Origin of the sequence: Yersinia massiliensis CCUG 53443 (assembly GCF_000312485.1) — a bacterium.
In the GTDB taxonomy this organism is placed as follows: domain Bacteria; phylum Pseudomonadota; class Gammaproteobacteria; order Enterobacterales; family Enterobacteriaceae; genus Yersinia; species Yersinia massiliensis.
Map to the genome: position 1 here is coordinate 765,943 of NZ_HE997643.1, position 18,134 is coordinate 784,076.

An 18,134-nucleotide genomic window follows, 5' to 3' on the forward strand; every position below is an offset into this window, starting at 1 on the left:
TAGCGCGTTTGACTCTGAACAAAATATTGGGATATCGCTATGCCAGTTTATTTTACCAAACGTGCTTTTTTATCCGATGGATGGGCAACAGATGTGCAGATTACTGTCGATGAACAGGGCATTATTCAGCGCATTATTACTGGTAGTCGTGGGAATGAAAGCAGTAAGAATGATAGCAGTGAGGCTGGTTGCCACATTTTATCAGGGCCCATCGTGCCAGGCATGCCAAACCTTCACTCACATGCATTCCAGCGCATGATGTCAGGGCTGGCTGAGATCGCCGGTCATCCGCAAGACAGCTTCTGGACTTGGCGGGATCTAATGTACCGTTTGGTGCAACAATTAACCCCAGAGCATATCGGTGTGATTGCGCGTCAGTTATATATTGAAATGCTAAAAGGTGGCTATACCCAAGTCGCGGAATTCCATTATTTACATCATGATACTGACGGTAAACCGTACAGTGATCGAGGCGAAATGACGGCGCAGTTAAGCCAAGCCGCGCAAGATGCCGGAATCGGAATGACGCTGTTACCGGTTTTGTACAGCTATGCCGGTTTTGGTGCCCAACCCGCTCAACCAGGTCAGCGCCGGTTTATTCAAGATACCGAGAGCTACCTCAAACAGCAGCAGGTCATCAGCAAACAACTGGCTAACCAGCCCCTACAAAATCAAGGCTTGTGCTTCCATTCGCTGCGTGCAGTGGAATTAAGTCAAATGCAGGCGGTGCTCGATGCTTCTGATAAGCAACTGCCGGTACATATTCATATCGCAGAGCAGCAAAAAGAAGTTAATGATTGTTTAGCGTGGAGTGGGCAACGGCCGGTGGCATGGCTGTATGATCATGTGCCGGTTGATAGCCGTTGGTGCTTGGTTCATGCCACACATCTCGATGAGTCAGAACTGGTACGCTTGGCAAATAGTCAAGCAGTGGCGGGATTGTGTCCTACCACGGAAGCGAATCTGGGCGATGGAATATTCCCCGGCGTAGATTATTTACAGCACAAAGGGCACTGGGGCATCGGCTCCGACAGCCATGTCTCATTGGATGTTGTAGAGGAACTCCGTTGGTTGGAATATGGTCAGCGCTTGCGTGACCAACGGCGTAACCGCCTAACAAATGAACAATATCCCGCAGTGGCTGATTTACTTTATAGCCAAGCGCTTGCGGGGGGACGGCAGGCTTGCGCCAGCAAAATTAGTCAGTTAGCTGAAGGTTATCGTGCTGATTGGTTAGTTTTGGATGGCGATGACCCCTATATCGCAGGTACAGAATCTGCTTCATTGTTGAATCGGTGGTTATTTGCGGGGGGCAAATCGCAAATTCGAGATGTTTATGTGGCAGGTAAAGCGGTAATCGTGGATAGATATCATCCATTACAACAGCAAACTGCACAGGCTTTTCTGGCTGTATTGAAAACCTGTCAACAGGAGGTCTGATGAGCTTTACCGTTTTTGACTTTGCCAGTTTACCGGTTAGCCGTTGGCGAAATGGGGGAGGTGAAACCCGAGAGATCGCATGCTGGCCGGTAGGGGGGGATGATTTTGCTTGGCGTGCGAGTATTGCGACAATAGAGCAAGACGGCCCATTTTCAGTGTTTGCCGATATTGACCGTTCGATTACGCTACTCTCTGGGGATGGCGTCATACTCTCTAGCCCTGATTGGGAAGATCATACCCTTTCCCAACCACTGCAACCTTTCGCTTTTCCTGGTGATATCCCTATTCATGCCCAGCTACTGGGCGGCGCTAGCCAAGATTTTAACATCATGACTCGGCGGGGTTGCTGGCAATCCTCTGTCACGGTGGTAAATTCTGCAAGAGAGCTGCCCTCATCACATGCGGGGCTGGCCTATGTTGTAAAAGGAAAATGGCTGATCAACCACACTGAATCACATCAGCTTACTGCATCGCAGGGCTGCTGGTGGCTACCGACAATCAAAAGCGGCCAATTACAGCCACTCGCTGAAGGCAGTTGCTTACTATGGGTTGATTTATTTCCTGAACGATAAGTGATTCATGGCGTTGGCGCATTATCGTTGCTTAATTATTAACACGTTGATTTATAACATATATATACTCAATCCGTTTCGAACAATGCCCGCAGATTCCTGTGGGCTTCACGCATTAACACATCTAGGGCTACTGACCCGCCAATTTATAATCGGTTTGAGTCACTTTTTTGCCGTAGAACGTCCCATTAAATCACTCGAGCATGCTCAAAATACCCGCATTTGTTAGATCCCTGTCATAGTTTTGTTATTTCCTCAATACAAAATGCATATTTCGGTTGTTTGGTGTTAAAAATTTCAATAATCTTAATTTTGAAATAAACATTTAATAAAGAGTGAAGGAGATATCGGGTAAAAAAGAAATCCAGACCAATTTATTGTTTTTAATTAAGATATTTATAATTTAGAGACCGGGGATGGGGCGGTTGCATTCACGGAAAGCGCATTGAAATGCCGAAGATTGAGGAAATAGTCACAGATTAAGTTATGTGATTGTAAAAAATTATTTTCAATCAGCAGGTATAAAAATGTTAATGCATTCCACTATTGAAGGGTATAACTCATGAAGCTGAAAAAAATCATCATTGCCTCACTCGCTGTCTGTCTGCTGCCGCTGGTGACTAACGCTAAAGACCTAAAAGTCGGCGTATCCATGGCGTATTTCGATGATAACTTCCTGACAATACTGCGTCAGTCAATGCAAAATAAAATGAAAGAAGAGGGGAATGTTTCTGGGCAATTTGAAGATGCCAAAGGTGATATTGCTCAACAAATTCAACAAGTAGAAAATTTCGTCAGCCAAGGTGTAGACGCGATCATTCTTAACCCAGTTGATACTCAAGGCGTAAAGCCGATGATCAAATTAGCTGAGCAAGCCAAAATCCCGCTGGTTTTTGTCAATCGTCGTCCGGAAATCACATTGCCGGCGGGTATGGCCTATGTAGGCTCTGATTCAGAACTGGCAGGGCGCTTACAGATGGAGGAGATGGCCAAATTGATGGGGGGCAAGGGGAACGTGATGATCTTGATGGGAGAACTATCAAGTGAAGCGACTCGCGATAGAACCCGTGGCGTTGAGAAAGTTGCTGCCCAGTATCCCGATATCCATATTATTGATAAGCAAACAGCAAAATTCTTCCGTAAAGAAGCCGTTGATGTCACTACCGATTGGATTCTTTCTGGTCAACAAATTGATGCCATTGCGTCGAATAATGATGAAATGGCGATTGGTGCGATCCTCGCCTTAAAACAGGCGAAGAAAAAAGGCGTCGTCATTGGCGGTATTGACGGTACTCCAGATGCTCTCGAGTTTATTAAAAAAGGTGATTTGAGCATTAGCATTTTCCAAGATGCCAAAGGTCAAGGGGAAGGGGCTGTTGATACTGCGATCAAGTTAGCGACTGGTCAAAAAGTTGAAAGCAGTGTAATGATCCCTTATCAGTTAATTACCAAAGAAAACTATCAAGATTTCGCTAATAAAAATCAAAAGTAAAAATGAAGTCTGTTATTAGAAATCTAACCATTAATAAATACAAGAGATAGGCTAGCTATTACTTACTTTTTATCACTGTATATAAAAATCTCATCAAGCCTATTTTAGTCAGAAAAATATGTCGTACTTATTATCTTTAAATATAAATGAGTACGGCATGATCAAAACTAAGGTATCGTGATGATTCCGGAGATGATGATATGTACCCTTACATTCTCGAAGCTGAAGGTATCAGTAAGCAATTTCCTGGTGTCAAAGCATTGAATAGAGTGGGCATTAAAATAAGGTCAGGAAGTGTTCACGCATTAATGGGCGAGAATGGTGCGGGAAAATCTACGTTGATGAAGTGTTTGATTGGAATATATCAGCCAGATGAAGGTTCAATAAAGATAAGAGGTGAACAGATTACTTTTGATGATACGCTTGATGCACTTCATGCCGGAATTGCTATGATTCATCAAGAACTCAATTTAGTCCCGCACATGACGGTTGCGGAAAATATTTGGCTAGGGCGTGAACCTGTCCATTTTGGTTTGGTCAGTCACGATTTGTTGAACAGTAAGACACGGGATTTACTACAACGTTTAAATATAAAGCTAAAACCAGATGGAATTGTGGGTGAATTAAATATCGCCAGCCAACAAATGGTCGAAATAGCGAAAGCAGTTTCCTATGATGCAGATATATTAATTATGGATGAACCTACCTCGGCATTGACAGAGGGGGAAGTTTTTCACCTTTTTACGATTATTAATGAACTAAAAGAACAGGGTAAAGGGATTATCTATATTAGCCACAAAATGGATGAGATCTTTGAAATTACGGATGAAGTCAGTATTTTTCGCGATGGTATGTTTGTCGCCACTGATAAAACAGAAAACCTCACTAAACAATCGCTTATCACGATGATGGTAGGCCGAGAGCTGACTCATATGTTCCCAAAATTTAACAATAATATTGGGGAGGAAGTGCTTAGGGTCAATGGATTACATCGTGAAGGATTATTCCGCAATATTTCATTCGCCGTTAAGCGGGGTGAGATACTGGGTGTTGCCGGCTTAGTGGGGGCTGGGCGTAGTGAAGTCATGGAAAGCTTATTTGGTATGCATCCCGCTGACGGTGGTGAGATTCTTATTGAGGGCGTACCGGTCGACATCCATTCGCCATCAAAAGCGATTGAACAGGGATTAGCATTTCTTACCGAAGATCGCAAAAAGTCAGGTTTATTCTTAGTGCTATCCGTCGTTGAGAATATGAGTATTGTGAACCTTTCAGAGTATATCAATAAAAACGGATTCGTCAGTCATGGACAAATGGCTCAAGACTGTCTGGAGCAGATTAAAAGATTAAATATTAAAACACCAACGATGGATCAAATCATTAATAATTTGAGTGGCGGAAACCAACAAAAGGTACTGATCGCTCGCTGGTTATTGGCTCAGCCTAAAATACTGATTCTTGATGAGCCCACAAGGGGAATTGATGTCGGTGCCAAGGCGGAAATTTACCGCTTAATTAGTGAATTGGCAAACCGTGGCGTTGCCATTATTTTGGTTTCATCTGAATTACCGGAGATCCTCGGCATGAGCGATCGAGTCATGGTGATGCACGGCGGCCATATTACTGGAATACTGGATAAACAAGATGCCAACCAAGAGAAAATAATGGCATTGGCCTCTGAATAATTGCAGAAAGGTAACGATAATGAGTAATGCTAAAATTGATAAATCATCTACGATTAACTCAACAACAGCACGACCCTTTATGTCAGGGCTAAAAGGTAAATTACCAAAAGACACCGGTATTTTTATTGTTATGGTCGGTATTGCTTTAATATTTGAATTTATGGGTTGGTTTATTCGCGATCAATCATTTTTATTAAATCCTAACCGGTTACTACTGATTATTTTGCAAGTCTCGATTATCGGTATTATTGCGGTTGGGGTGACGCAAGTGATTATCACCACGGGGATAGATCTTTCATCCGGTTCTTTAATTGCTTTAACTGCCGTCGTTGCTGCAAGTTTAGCGCAAACCTCTGACAGTATTTCCCCGATGTATCCCCACTTGTTAGATTTACCCGCTGCTATCCCTATTACCGCAGGAATAGGGGTTGGGATAATATGTGGCTTTATTAATGGCTTCTTGATTACCCGCACCGGCATTCCCCCCTTTATTGCAACGTTGGGTATGATGGTTTCGGCCAGAGGGCTTGCTCAATATTACACAAAAGGAAACCCAGTCAGTTTTCTATCAGATGATTTTACTGCAATAGGCCAAGGCGCGATGCCGGTGATTATTTTCTTGGTTATTGCTGTGATTTTCCATATTGCTCTTAGACATACCCGTTATGGCAAATATGTCTATGCCATCGGTGGAAATATGATCTCTGCAAAAGTTTCTGGAATTAACGTTAATCGGTATTTGGTGACCGTTTATACCATTGCGGGAGGATTGGCGGGGTTAGCCGGTGTGGTTCTAGCTGCGCGGGTGAGTAGCGGGCAATCCAGCATGGGGCAATCCTACGAATTGGATGCAATTGCAGCCGCAGTGATTGGCGGAAGCAGCTTAATGGGTGGCGTCGGCAGAATAACAGGAACCGTCATTGGTGCGGTGATTTTGGGATTGATCAAAAGTGGTTTCACTTTTATCGGCGTGGACTCCTACATCCAAGACATTATCAAAGGGATCATTATCGTCAGTGCCGTTGCCATTGATATGCATCGTAATCGTAAAAAGCGCTAGTTTTTGACGTTCTGCGATTCTTTATCCTTAGCGAACATGCCTATTGATTGCTGGTTATGTAATAGTATAACATTACATTTCAAGCATTCAATGAGGAGTTGTCATGCCACAAAAATTTGCCCGCCGAGCACTTATCGCGCTTAGTGTCTGTACCTCACTAATGAGTTTTAACTTATTAGCTCACGGTAATCATGGTCATGCCCATGAGCATCAACAAACTGAAGCGGAGCGCAAAGCCAGTGAAGGTATATTTGAAGATAAAGACGTGACAGATAGAACACTCAGTGATTGGGATGGTGTCTGGCAATCCGTTAATCCTTATTTATTGAAAGGGGACTTGGACGCAGTATTGGTGAGCAAGGCGAAGAAAAACAAAGACAAAAGCGTTGAGAAATACCGAGAGTATTACAAGAAAGGCTACGCAACTGATGTCAATATGATCGGCATCGAAGATGGTACGATCGATTTTCACACTGCGAAAGCAGTAAATTCCTGCAAATATACCTATTCCGGTTTTAAAATCATGCACTATGAATCAGGGAAGAAGGGTGTACGTTATCTGTTTGAATGCAAAGATAGCAATTCAAAAGCCCCTAAGTATGTTCAATTTAGCGACCACATTATTAAGTCACAAAAATCCCATCATTTTCATATCTATACCGGCAACGAATCGCAAGAAAAATTGCTTCAAGAAATGGATAACTGGCCTACTTTCTATCCGATAACCTTGAATAAGGATGACATCGTCCATGAGATGTTACATCACTAAAATCGATGTGCCGTGGTTTTAGATGTCACCCAAGCCGTGTAGCGACACGGCTTGCCTTCATTTATAAGAGCAACTCTGCTGTGGCCATTTTGCCTGCTAATCCGATAAACTCGCCATATCTTTGCTTATCAGCGCCGTCGCATAACGCCGCATAAACAGAAAATTCAAGGGTGAAGAGTGCTTCCTAGCCAGATCCATTCCGATGTGTGATTTGCGTAGAACTTATTTTCATTAAAATTGAAATGTTGTTTTAGTAGTGCTATCTTCGATACAATTAAATTCAACATGACACCTTCAATGGACCACATGCCATTGACCAATCGGAGATGAAATAATGAAAATTGCACTGATGATGGAAAACAGTCAGGCAACGAAAAACGCGATAATTCTGAAAGAGCTGAATGCTGTAGCCTCAGAAAAAGCGTACCCAGTCTATAACGTTGGTATGAGTGATGAGAACGATCACCATCTGACTTATATCCATTTGGGGATCATGGCCAGCATCTTGCTGAACTCTAAAGCAGTTGATTTTGTGGTCACCGGTTGTGGTACAGGTCAAGGCGCAATGATGTCATTAAACATTCACCCAGGTGTGGTGTGTGGTTACTGCATCGATCCAGCGGATGCTTTCCTGTTTGCTCAAATCAATAACGGTAATGCACTGTCACTGCCATACGCCAAAGGTTTTGGCTGGGGCGCTGAACTGAACGTGCGTTATATCTTTGAAAAAGCATTTACTGGCGTGAAAGGTGAAGGCTACCCATTGGATCGTAAAGAGCCGCAAGTGCGTAATGCCGGTATCTTGAATCAAGTGAAAGCGGCAGTGGTGAAAGATAATTATCTGGATACCCTGCGTGCTATCGATCCAGAACTGGTAAAAACTGCCGTGAGCGGTGAGCGTTTCCAACAGTGCTTCTTTGATAACTGTCAGGTTGAAGAAATCAAAACTTTTGTGAAACAAATTCTGGCGTAACGAATCAGTCTTAGCGTTGAAGACAATTAGGCGCTAAGGAAGATCGAATACCCAATATCAAAAGGCTCCCCATCAGGAGCCTTTTGGCTACTGAAAAACACCGATGACTTGATCGGGAATGGTGAGGACAGGCAGAAGAGTAAAGCGTCCGCGCCAAGGATGGCGCGGCTCGAGCCATCAGGGATGATTTTACGGCATCTTTACGATCTGCTTGTCTTCTCCGCAATCGGCACTTTGTCAGCTGTCAAAAGGCTCCTTTTCAGGAGCCTTTTGACTTATAGCAACAGCAATAAGCGGGGAAATGAGCTGTGATGATGTGAGCCGTTAATGCATTCTTGGTAGACTAACATTTCGGCGATGTCCCTTGTGCGGGTAAATAGCGAAGCGGATCAAGAGCGGTGGCTCGATAACGAATTTGGAAGTGCAACATCAGTTTATCGGTCCCTGTACTCCCCATAGTGCTTATTTTTTGCCCAGCACTGACATCTTGTCCATTCTTCACCAGCATCGTGTCGTTATGGGCATAAGCCGTGATGAAGTCATTGCCATGCTTAATCATAATTAAGTTCCCATAACCCCGTAGCTGATTACCGACATAAACAACCCGCCCCTTAGCGGAGGCGTAGATGGGTTGACCGCGTTTACCCGCGATATCAATGCCTTTGTTCCCTCCATCGGCGGTGGAGTACTTCGAGATTATCTGACCACTGGTCGGCCAGCGCCAACAGCGATTGGCTCCCGGCGGTGGCGTTGACTTAGCTATCGCCGTACTGGACGATTTACGTTTGCTGGCGGTTTGACGCGTTGCGGCGGAGGAACTGCTGAGATGAAGTTTCTGTCCTATTTCGAGTTGATAAGGAGGACGAATTTTGTTGATACGCGCAAGTTCACTGACTTCTGAATCACTGATCCAAGCAATAAAATACAGCGTATCACCCCGCTGAACAGTATAGGTTTTATCGTTATAGCTGCCTTTAGGTAGGGTCGAGTAGTCGCGACTTGTTTTGCTTGAGCATCCCGCCAATAGGAAGATGACTAGTGCATATAACGCGAACCTTGGCCACAAACGTATTTTGCCTTCAGTGTTCAAAACATGTCCTTTCTCATCGTATTTTTTGGTTCCTTTTGCGCGCTATATTAACATTTGAGCGGTAAGCGTCAAAATCTACGCAAAAAAGTTGAGACTTAATAATGGCGCCGTTGCCTATTCATTCGCGAATACCCAAACACTGTACTGTCATTGTTCATAATAGAGACGAGATATAAGCCGGAAACCGATGATAGCCGCACTCGCTCCGCAGGCAGGGGAATAGCCGGTTTAACTTATTGTGATAATGATCATTTCGTCCCAAGGCTAATTAGTGTTATCTAATCATCTGTTCTGATCACTCAAGGAGTTATCGTATTATGAACTATTTAGAATTACAGGCGTTACGTCAGCTTTTCTTTATGAGTATCGAAGAATCAGCGCAGTTTATTTTAGGCGATAATATCGAAGAAATTAAAAAAGTGCAGATGTGGCAGCAGTGGGAGAATGGAGAACAAGAGATCCCCGTTGCGGTGATAGAAACACTGACATCGATGAACGAAAAGAGAAGAAAAAGGATTAATGCCATTATCGACAAGATAAACAATCGTATTGGGAATAATACGATGCGTTTTTTCCCTGATTATGAAGCATTCCATTCAATCTATCCTGATGGGGATTTTTTAGAATGGAAGATATATCAGTCAGTCGCGGCCGAGCTCTATTCTCATGATCTGGAAAGATTGTGCTAAACAGAACGTGACCCACAAAAATGACAATGAGCATTTGTTAAGTACCCAACATGGATGTTGCGATTATGTAGTTAATAATAAGCTATTAGCATTGAAATCAACCCAGCGATAAGGCGAGAGAAAACGAAAGGCATGAGTACTCTTTGGCAATAGAAATAATCTATGGATTGCTTTAAAAAAATGAATTATTTATTGCTGGATAGGATTGCTAGTATGGAAATAAGGTGAGGTTTCACCTGCCGTATTAAATTTAATGATGAGTATTTTCTACCTTTTACTATTGAAATCACCAGTGGCCATTATGCCCACAGGCATCATTTTTTAAAAATCATAAAAAGTTTTCTATCAAAGCACGTAAAGCATCCCTAGACCAAATAAAAAAATTTCTTTGCTGAAAAAGGCTTATATGAAACAAAATTACATACCCACGTCTATCGGCCTGTATATCAATTATCTGGTCCATGGCATGGGGGTCATATTGATCAGTTTGAATATGCCTCATCTACAGCAACAGTGGCAAACAGATGCGGCAGGTGTCTCGGTTGTGATTTCTTCATTGGGCATTGGGCGACTCAGCATTCTGCTGATTGCGGGGATGCTCTCCGATCGTTTTGGTCGAAAACCTTTTATCTTTTTGGGAATGGCTTGCTACATCGGTTTTTTCCTCGGTGTCCTCAGTACCCAAAGTATCGTCGTCGCCTACTGTTTCGGTTTCTTGGCAGGGATGGCAAACAGTTTCCTCGATTCGGGAACCTACCCCTCATTGATGGAGGCTTTCCCCAAGACACCGAGCACAGCCAATATCCTCATCAAGGCGTTTGTTTCCGGCGGCCAGTTTATTTTGCCGTTTATGATAAGCCTTCTTGTGTGGTTTGATCTTTGGTTCGGTTGGTCATTTTTGGTGGCGGCCAGCATCATGTTCATGAATGCATTATTTTTGTTCAAATGCCCATTCCCCTCGCATAATGTACTACCCAGTACTGAGGTCGAGCCTACTGTTGCTAAGGTGACTGCGTCTCAAAGTCATACCTGCTCAATAGTAGATCTCGCCAGCTTTACATTATATGGCTACATCGCTATGGCGACGTTTTATCTCATCAGTCAGTGGTTAGCGCAGTATGGTCAGTTTGTGGCAGGGATGTCTTATACGCTGTCGATTAAATTGTTGAGCGTCTACACCTTAGGCTCGCTACTGTGTGTCTTTATCACTGCTGGGCTAGTGAAGAAAACGGTAAGTTCAACCACACTGCTCATGCTTTACACCTTTATCTCCTTTATTGCGTTGCTAGCAGTTTGTTTGCATACCACGGTAATTACGGTCTTTATTTTTTCATTTGTCATTGGGTTCTCGGCTGCTGGTGGCGTCATGCAACTAGGGTTAACACTGATGGCTATGCGTTTCCCGCAAGGCAAAGGTAAGGCGACGGCTATTTTTTATAGCGCGGGGAGTTTAGCCACATTCACCATCCCATTAATTACCGCCAAGCTTTCGCAAACCAGTATTGCCAGCATTATGTGGTTTGATGTTGGCCTCGCGGCAGCAGGCTTTATCACGGCGTTATTCATTGGTTATCGCAGCAGAAAAGAGCGTGGCTATCGGCTTAAGATGAATCAAGTTGAGGCATGAAACACTGAGGTATGGCAGCGAATGATCAGATGTAGGCAGAGAGGATATTTGGGATGTTATCCTCTCTGTCTACAAGGCAGTTGTCTACACGGCACTTGTCTACACGGCACTTGTCTACATGACAGTTAATTAGCTCTGATAACCCGGCTATGTGAAGGTCATTCGTTGGCACGCACTAAAGGCAAACTTCTTAAATGCATAGGCCGCGGGTGATAGCGCCTGATCTTTACGGGTCGCCAGATAGATATAACGTGTTGGGCCGGGATCTTTTATATGCATAACATGGACGTTGGAATGCGAAAGTGTGCTGATGCGCGGCATAATCGCAATACCGTAATTGATCCCCACAAGTCCAACCATTGCCGTATCTTCCTCGACATAACAGGTAATTTCTGGGATCAGTTGTTTCTGCATAAACATTTTGTCAATAAACTGACGTAGCCCGCTTTTTTGCGAAAAAAAGATATACGGATAGGGGATGGTATCCTCTAAAGCGATTTCACTTTCATTACGTTGCGCCAAGGGATGGTCACGAGATGTGACCAACACCAACTCTTGGCTAATTAACGGAATAAACTCTATTTCAGGTTCCTCTGGCATAAGAGAACAAAAAGCCAAATCGAATTTATCGGCTTTCAGATCTTCAACAATGGAAGATGAGGTGCCTTGATGAAAGCAAAAACGCTTATTTTTATTGTCGGGAATTTGTATAAATTGGTCGATTAACTGAGGGACAACTCTTTCTCCCATGGTGTAAATAAATGCCAGCCTGATGGTGTTATTTTGGTTACCGTTCATTTGCCGTAATGCAAGACGCCCATTTTCCAATTCAAGCAATGCATTCTCAACATAGGGTAAAAATATTTTTCCACACTGCGTTATCCTCACATTTCTGCCCGTTTTTTCAAATAAGGTCACGCCTAACTCTTTTTCAAGTTCCGATATGGCATGGCTTAATGAAGGTTGAGCAATGAACAAGCTGGTGGCGGCTTCCGTATAATGCTGCTTTTCTGCCAAACGTTTAAAGTAATGTAATTGTTTTAAATTCATTTTGTTTCTCGTGACATTAACGTCAGCAGAAGGGCGGTATCGGTAACTTGCCCTGTGAATATTGTGCGCTCTTGGTATTGCTGTTCGATGAGCACCCTGATCGATTGAGTGAATGGTTGAACATACGATAAACCCACAGTTTGTACTAGGGTATTGGTCACATAACGTAGTGGTTCGTTGTTAGTTGAACTGGATTTATTGAATGAAATCGGCGAGTTACCTTATTGTATCGATGAATGATTATGCCGTACTTTAAGAGGCGTAAGGGAAACGATCAAAGGGACATTTATGGCGTATGCAAAATTATTATGGTGCAGTGCAATAAAGCATGGATTTATTCTGGTGGATAAGAACAGCGTGAGTGAACGGATTGTTAAATGTTTCTCGTCATAATGCGAAGAAACAATACTCATAGCTTATTCGTGTGACTTACTTCACGTGAACTTATTTTGTGATAATGCCTGAAGGTTCACCATTATCGTGAGGTCATCATCAGTTGGGCATTTTTTTTAAAATCTCTCGCGCCATAGTTTCATTTGAAATAGTAGAAATATTAACTGCCTCACAAAAAATGAAAAAATGAGAATGCTGGTCGAGGTGTTTTTTTGCCAACGACAATAAAGTATTCATTTTGTAAAATAAAAAACAAATCATCAACAATAGATGCTTGACGTGTTTACCCTACGCTGCAATAAAGTTGAAAATGAAAACGTTATATTACGTATTAATCATTGTTGCCGTTATATACATTAATGATAGCGGATGGTTTATTGGAAATGCAGTAAGTGATTTGATTCCACTGGTTTTAAAATAAGTAAAATGAATGAAAATAAAAAAATCAACAATAAACGGAGAGAAGCATGAGCCAGAGTAAGGCCTTTAATTCGCCATTCTTATTAGCTGCGCTGAGTATATACCTGAGCTATTTTCTTCATGGTATCAGTGTCATTACATTGGCACAGAATATGACTCACTTGGCAGAAAAATTTAACACTGACAGTGCCGGAATAGCCTATGTGATCTCGGGTATAGGCTTAGGCCGATTGGTCTGTATCCTATTTTTCGGTGTCATTTCTGACAAGTTCGGTCGACGCTCAGTTATTTTGATGGGTATCGCATTATATATCGTGTTCTTCTTTGGTATTCTCGCCAGCCCTAATCTGATTGTTGCTTTTATACTGGCGTTTTGTGTCGGTGCTGCGAATGCGGCATTGGATACCGGTGGCTATCCTGCATTGATGGAGTGCTACCCCAAAACGTCAGGTTCGGCTGTCATCCTGCTTAAGGCGACAATTTCATTTGGGCAGATGTTCTATCCGATGTTAGTCAGCTATTTGTTGGTCAGCCAACTCTGGTTCGGCTATGCCATGGTCATTCCCGGTCTACTGTTTATTTTGGTCACCGTATTGGTCATGAGAAGTCAATTCCCGAGTCAGATTGTCGATGCTGCCATCGCCAAAGACTTACCTCAGATGAGTAGTAAACCCTTGGCTTGGCTGGAAGGTGTAGCCTCAGTCATCTTTGGCGTTGCTGCGTTTTCAACATTCTATGTCATTGTGGTGTGGATGCCGAAATACGCTATGGCTTTTGCCGGAATGGCCGAAGCTGAAGCGCTAAAAACCATCTCTTACTACAGTTTGGGTTCATTAGTGTGCGTGTTCCTCTTCGCATTTCTGCTTAAAAGTATGGTACGCCCCGTCTGGGCTAATGTATTTAATACGGGATTGGCGGTTATTGCGGCCACGGTGATTTATCTGTATCCCTCGCCACTGGTTTGTAATGTTGGTGCATTTGTGATTGGTTTCTCTGCCGCCGGTGGGATATTACAACTGGGTGTCTCTGTCATGTCAGAGTTTTTCCCAAAGAGCAAAGCCAAAGTCACCAGTGTTTATATGATGATGGGAGGATTAGCCAACTTCATTATTCCACTCATAACCGGTTATTTATCCACTATTGGTCTGCAATATATCATATTGCTGGATATTGTATTCGCGGTAGTCGCCTTAATCGCCGCACTGGTTGTGTTCGTTCGCTACTATAAAGTCTTCAAGATCCCTAAAACTGATTTTCGTTTCGGTGAGCGGTTCTTTCAATAATTAGAGACACGGCAGTCATGAATAAGACTGACCGCAATATTTTAATTCAATAAAAATGCCCATTATTTTATACGGTAGGGTTGGCTACTTATCGAATAGCGTTTCTGCCACAGAATATTAATGGGCATCAATCAGGCATAACAATAGAGTGAGGAGTTGCAAATGGATGTTACCGCAAAATATGAACTGATCGGTTTAATGGCTTATCCGATCAGACACAGTTTATCGCCTGAAATGCAGAATAAAGCGCTGGAAGAGGCCGGTTTACCTTATACCTATATGGCTTTTGAGGTTGATAATTCGACTTTTGGTAAAGCGATTGAAGGTCTAAAAGCATTAAAAATGCGCGGCACCGGTGTCTCTATGCCTAATAAACAATTGGCCTGCCAATATGTTGACGAATTAACACCAGCGGCAAAATTGGTTGGGGCCATTAATACCATCGTCAACGACAACGGTTTTCTGCGGGGATACAACACGGATGGGACGGGCCATATTCGGGCCATCAAAGAAACGGGCTTTGATATCAAAGGTAAAAAAATGGTGCTGGTGGGTGCAGGTGGGGCATCGACAGCCATTGGTGCTCAGGCCGCCATTGAAGGCATCAAAGAAATCATGTTATTTAATCGGCGGGATGAGTTTTACGAAGAAGCACTCGCCTTTGCTAAACGTGTCAATGACAATACCGATTGCACAGTGACCGTTAACGATTTAGCGAACCAGAAAGCCTTTGCCAATGCGATTGCCGGTGCAGATATTCTGACCAACGGAACAAAAGTGGGAATGAAACCACTGGAAAATGAAAGTATTGTCAGTGATATTGCTATGCTACGCCCAGAGCTGCTGGTTTCTGAGTGTGTCTACAACCCGCACATCACCAAGTTATTACAAATGGCCATGGATGCTGGATGTAAAACGGTTGATGGGTATGGAATGTTGTTATGGCAGGGGGCTGAGCAGTTTAAACTGTGGACCGGTAAAGAATTCCCGCTGGAGCATGTTAAAAAGGTGATGGGGTTCAACGCGTAATTATCCTCTGCGGGATCAGACGGACGGTCACCCGTTATCAGGTATGAATGGAAGGGAAAGAATGAAAACCGTAACAGTGAAAGGTCTGGAAATAGGTGAAGGCGCACCCAAAATCATCGTGTCATTGATGGGTAAAGAGGTGTCCTCCATCCATTCAGAAGCGCAATATTACCAAGCGTTCGACTTTGATATTTTAGAGTGGCGTATCGACCATTTTGATGATGTGAACAATATGGCGGCTATTCTTGATGCAGCCCAACAACTGAGAAGTATTATTCACGATAAGCCGATCCTTTTTACCTTCCGCACCGCGAAAGAAGGGGGCGAAAAAGCGATATCTACTGAAGATTATCTTACGTTGAATAAAACACTCATCGATAGCGGCCAGGTGGATATGATTGACTTGGAGCTTTTTACGGGTGATCAAGCCGTTAGCGACATAATAGAACATGCTCATAGCAAAGGTGTCAAAGTGATCATGTCGAATCACGACTTCCATAAAACGCCGCCGAAAGAAGAGATCGTTAAGCGCTTGCGTAAAATGCAAGAACTTGGCGCTGATATTCCAAAAATTGCGTTAATGCCGCAAAACAAAAGTGATGTGCTGACACTGCTGGCCGCCACGTTGGAAATGCATGAGAAATATGCTGACCGGCCGATTATTACGATGTCGATGTCCAAGCTGGGTATTATTTCTCGCTTATCGGGCGAAGTCTTCGGTTCAGCGGCCACTTTTGGCGCGTTGAAAAAGGCTTCTGCTCCTGGGCAGATAGATATTAAAGATTTGAGATCTGCTTTAACAATAATACATCAGTCCTAATCCAATATTGATTAAGCCATGGCTCAGAAATTAAATTGATTTCTGAGCCAATATACCGAGTTATTATTTGACATTCCTTAATGGCTATTAAGGCCTTTTATCTATTGAATGAATATAAATAAATTCAGTCATAATTAGGAGTACCTATGAAACTGGAAAGACCGAAACGTATTAATGGTCGGGTTCCCGTTTTATCCGCTGAGGATGCAGTAAAATATATCCCGGATGAAGCGACGCTGTGTGTATTAGGTGCAGGCGGTGGGATTCTTGAAGCGACGACCTTAATTACTGCATTAGCTGAGCAATATAAAAATATCCACTCTCCAAAAAATTTATCACTCATTAGTCCAACAGGATTGGGTGATAGAGCGGATAGAGGTATTAGCCCATTGGCACAAGAAGGTTTAATTAAATGGGCACTTTGCGGGCATTGGGGACAATCCCCGCGTATTTCAGAGCTAGCAGAACAAAATAAAATAAGTGCCTATAACTATCCGCAAGGTGTGTTGACACAAGTCATTCGAGCATCAGCCGCACATCAGCCCGGCATCTTGAGTCACATTGGTATCGGCACCTTTGTTGACCCGCGCCAACAAGGCGGAAAACTCAATGAAGTGACCAAAGAAGAGCTGATTAAATTAATCGAGATTGATAATCAGGAATATCTCTTCTACAAAGCCATTGCTCCGACCGTGGCGTTTATTCGCGCCACAACCTGCGATAGCGAAGGTTATGCCTCTTTCGAAGATGAAGTGATGTATCTCGATGCTTTAGTGATCGCCCAAGCTGTACATAACAATGGCGGCATTGTGATGATGCAGGTGCAGAAGATGGTCAAGAAAGCGACCCTTCATCCCAAAGCAGTCAGGATCCCCGGTTATCTTGTCGATATTGTAGTGGTGGATCCCGCGCAAACCCAACTTTATGGCGGCGCACCGGTCAACCGATTTATATCCGGTGATTTTGTGCTGGATGACAGTACCAAAATGGACATTCCGCTGAACCAACGCAAGCTCGTCGCCCGCCGCGCACTATTTGAAATGCGCAAAGGCGCTGTCGGGAACGTAGGTGTCGGGATTGCCGATGGAATTGGCTTGGTCGCTAGGGAAGAAGGCTGTGCTGATGAGTTTGTCCTCACCGTGGAAACGGGCCCGATTGGCGGGATTACAACACAGGGCGTTGCATTCGGGGCTAACGTGAATACCCGAGCCATTCTTGATATGACCTCGCAGTTTGATTTTTACCATGGTGGCGGTTTGGATGTCTGCTATTTGAGTTTTGCTGAAATAGACCAGCAAGGCAACGTGGGTGTCCATAAGTTTAACGGCAAAATTATGGGGACAGGGGGCTTTATTGATATCAGTGCCACCTCAAAGAAAATTATATTTTGCGGAACATTAACAGCTGCAGGTTTGAAAACCACGGTTGGCGATGGCGCGTTGAAAATTATTCAGGAAGGTAAAGTTAAAAAATTCATTAAGGAAATTCCGGAGATAACATTCAGTGGGAAAATAGCATTAGAACGAGGTTTAGATGTTCGCTATATCACTGAGCGTGCCGTGTTTACATTAAAAGAAGATGGATTGCATCTGGTGGAAATTGCCCCTGGCGTGGATCTGGAAAGGGACATTCTCTCTCAAATGGACTTTACGCCCATTATTTCGAGTGACTTGAAATTAATGGATGAAAGAATGTTTTACGATGATGTCATGGGATTTATTTTGCCGGAAGGAAAATAATTA

Annotated in this window: 15 protein-coding genes; 13 read left to right on the forward strand and 2 right to left on the reverse strand. The window is 43.4% G+C overall.

What is annotated here, in order from left to right:
* Positions 1-39: 39 nt before the first annotated feature.
* From BN68_RS03430 to BN68_RS03460, 7 genes are all read left to right on the forward strand, one after another.
* The gene (locus tag BN68_RS03430) at positions 40-1,440 is read left to right on the forward strand and encodes a formimidoylglutamate deiminase (RefSeq protein WP_019209751.1); all 1,401 of its coding nucleotides are present in this window, start codon (positions 40-42) and stop codon (positions 1,438-1,440) included.
* Entirely contained in the window at positions 1,440-2,012 is a 573-nt protein-coding gene (locus tag BN68_RS03435) for a HutD/Ves family protein (protein ID WP_019209752.1), read from the forward strand. The genes BN68_RS03430 and BN68_RS03435 overlap by 1 nt, the downstream gene beginning before the upstream one ends.
* Positions 2,013-2,574: 562 nt before the next feature.
* On the forward strand, positions 2,575-3,504 hold the full coding sequence (locus BN68_RS03440; RefSeq protein ID WP_019209753.1) for a sugar ABC transporter substrate-binding protein: 930 nt from the start codon (positions 2,575-2,577) through the stop codon (positions 3,502-3,504).
* Positions 3,505-3,704: 200 nt separating this feature from the next.
* Positions 3,705-5,189, forward strand: a complete 1,485-nt coding sequence (locus BN68_RS03445; RefSeq protein WP_019209754.1) for a sugar ABC transporter ATP-binding protein — start codon at positions 3,705-3,707, stop codon at positions 5,187-5,189.
* A 19-nt stretch (positions 5,190-5,208) separates the two neighbouring features.
* On the forward strand, positions 5,209-6,249 hold the full coding sequence (locus BN68_RS03450; RefSeq protein WP_019209755.1) for an ABC transporter permease: 1,041 nt from the start codon (positions 5,209-5,211) through the stop codon (positions 6,247-6,249).
* A gap of 103 nt (positions 6,250-6,352) precedes the next feature.
* Positions 6,353-7,018, forward strand: coding sequence for a metal-binding protein ZinT (gene zinT / locus BN68_RS03455; protein WP_019209756.1), 666 nt, complete (start codon positions 6,353-6,355; stop codon positions 7,016-7,018).
* Positions 7,019-7,352: 334 nt separating this feature from the next.
* Complete coding sequence (locus BN68_RS03460) at positions 7,353-7,991, forward strand: RpiB/LacA/LacB family sugar-phosphate isomerase (RefSeq protein ID WP_019209757.1); 639 nt, start codon at positions 7,353-7,355, stop codon at positions 7,989-7,991.
* A 343-nt stretch (positions 7,992-8,334) separates the two neighbouring features.
* Here BN68_RS03460 and actS read toward each other — a convergent pair whose 3' ends face one another.
* The gene (gene actS, locus BN68_RS03465) at positions 8,335-9,063 is read right to left on the reverse strand and encodes an amidase activator ActS (protein ID WP_042806505.1); all 729 of its coding nucleotides are present in this window, start codon (positions 9,061-9,063) and stop codon (positions 8,335-8,337) included.
* A 335-nt stretch (positions 9,064-9,398) separates the two neighbouring features.
* On the opposite strand from actS, the gene BN68_RS03470 reads away from it, so the two are divergent.
* Both BN68_RS03470 and BN68_RS03475 read left to right on the forward strand, forming a co-directional pair.
* A complete protein-coding gene (locus BN68_RS03470; RefSeq protein ID WP_019209759.1) occupies positions 9,399-9,770 on the forward strand; it encodes a YdiL family protein in 372 nt (123 codons plus the stop codon).
* A gap of 406 nt (positions 9,771-10,176) precedes the next feature.
* Positions 10,177-11,397, forward strand: a complete 1,221-nt coding sequence (locus BN68_RS03475; protein WP_019209760.1) for an MFS transporter — start codon at positions 10,177-10,179, stop codon at positions 11,395-11,397.
* 147 nt (positions 11,398-11,544) lie between these two features.
* Here BN68_RS03475 and BN68_RS03480 read toward each other — a convergent pair whose 3' ends face one another.
* Positions 11,545-12,447: a LysR family transcriptional regulator gene (locus BN68_RS03480; RefSeq protein WP_019209761.1), complete on the reverse strand. Its 903-nt coding sequence runs from the start codon at positions 12,445-12,447 to the stop codon at positions 11,545-11,547.
* 860 nt (positions 12,448-13,307) lie between these two features.
* On the opposite strand from BN68_RS03480, the gene BN68_RS03485 reads away from it, so the two are divergent.
* The 4 genes from BN68_RS03485 (at position 13,308) to BN68_RS03500 (ending at position 18,131) form a co-directional block, all read left to right on the forward strand.
* A complete protein-coding gene (locus tag BN68_RS03485) occupies positions 13,308-14,543 on the forward strand; it encodes an MFS transporter (protein ID WP_019209762.1) in 1,236 nt (411 codons plus the stop codon).
* Between the two features lie 162 nt (positions 14,544-14,705).
* Positions 14,706-15,572: a quinate/shikimate dehydrogenase gene (ydiB, locus tag BN68_RS03490; RefSeq protein ID WP_019209763.1), complete on the forward strand. Its 867-nt coding sequence runs from the start codon at positions 14,706-14,708 to the stop codon at positions 15,570-15,572.
* Positions 15,573-15,633: 61 nt separating this feature from the next.
* Complete coding sequence (aroD, locus tag BN68_RS03495) at positions 15,634-16,392, forward strand: type I 3-dehydroquinate dehydratase (protein ID WP_019209764.1); 759 nt, start codon at positions 15,634-15,636, stop codon at positions 16,390-16,392.
* 146 nt (positions 16,393-16,538) lie between these two features.
* Positions 16,539-18,131: an acyl CoA:acetate/3-ketoacid CoA transferase gene (locus tag BN68_RS03500; protein ID WP_019209765.1), complete on the forward strand. Its 1,593-nt coding sequence runs from the start codon at positions 16,539-16,541 to the stop codon at positions 18,129-18,131.
* The last annotated feature ends 3 nt before the right edge of the window (positions 18,132-18,134 follow it).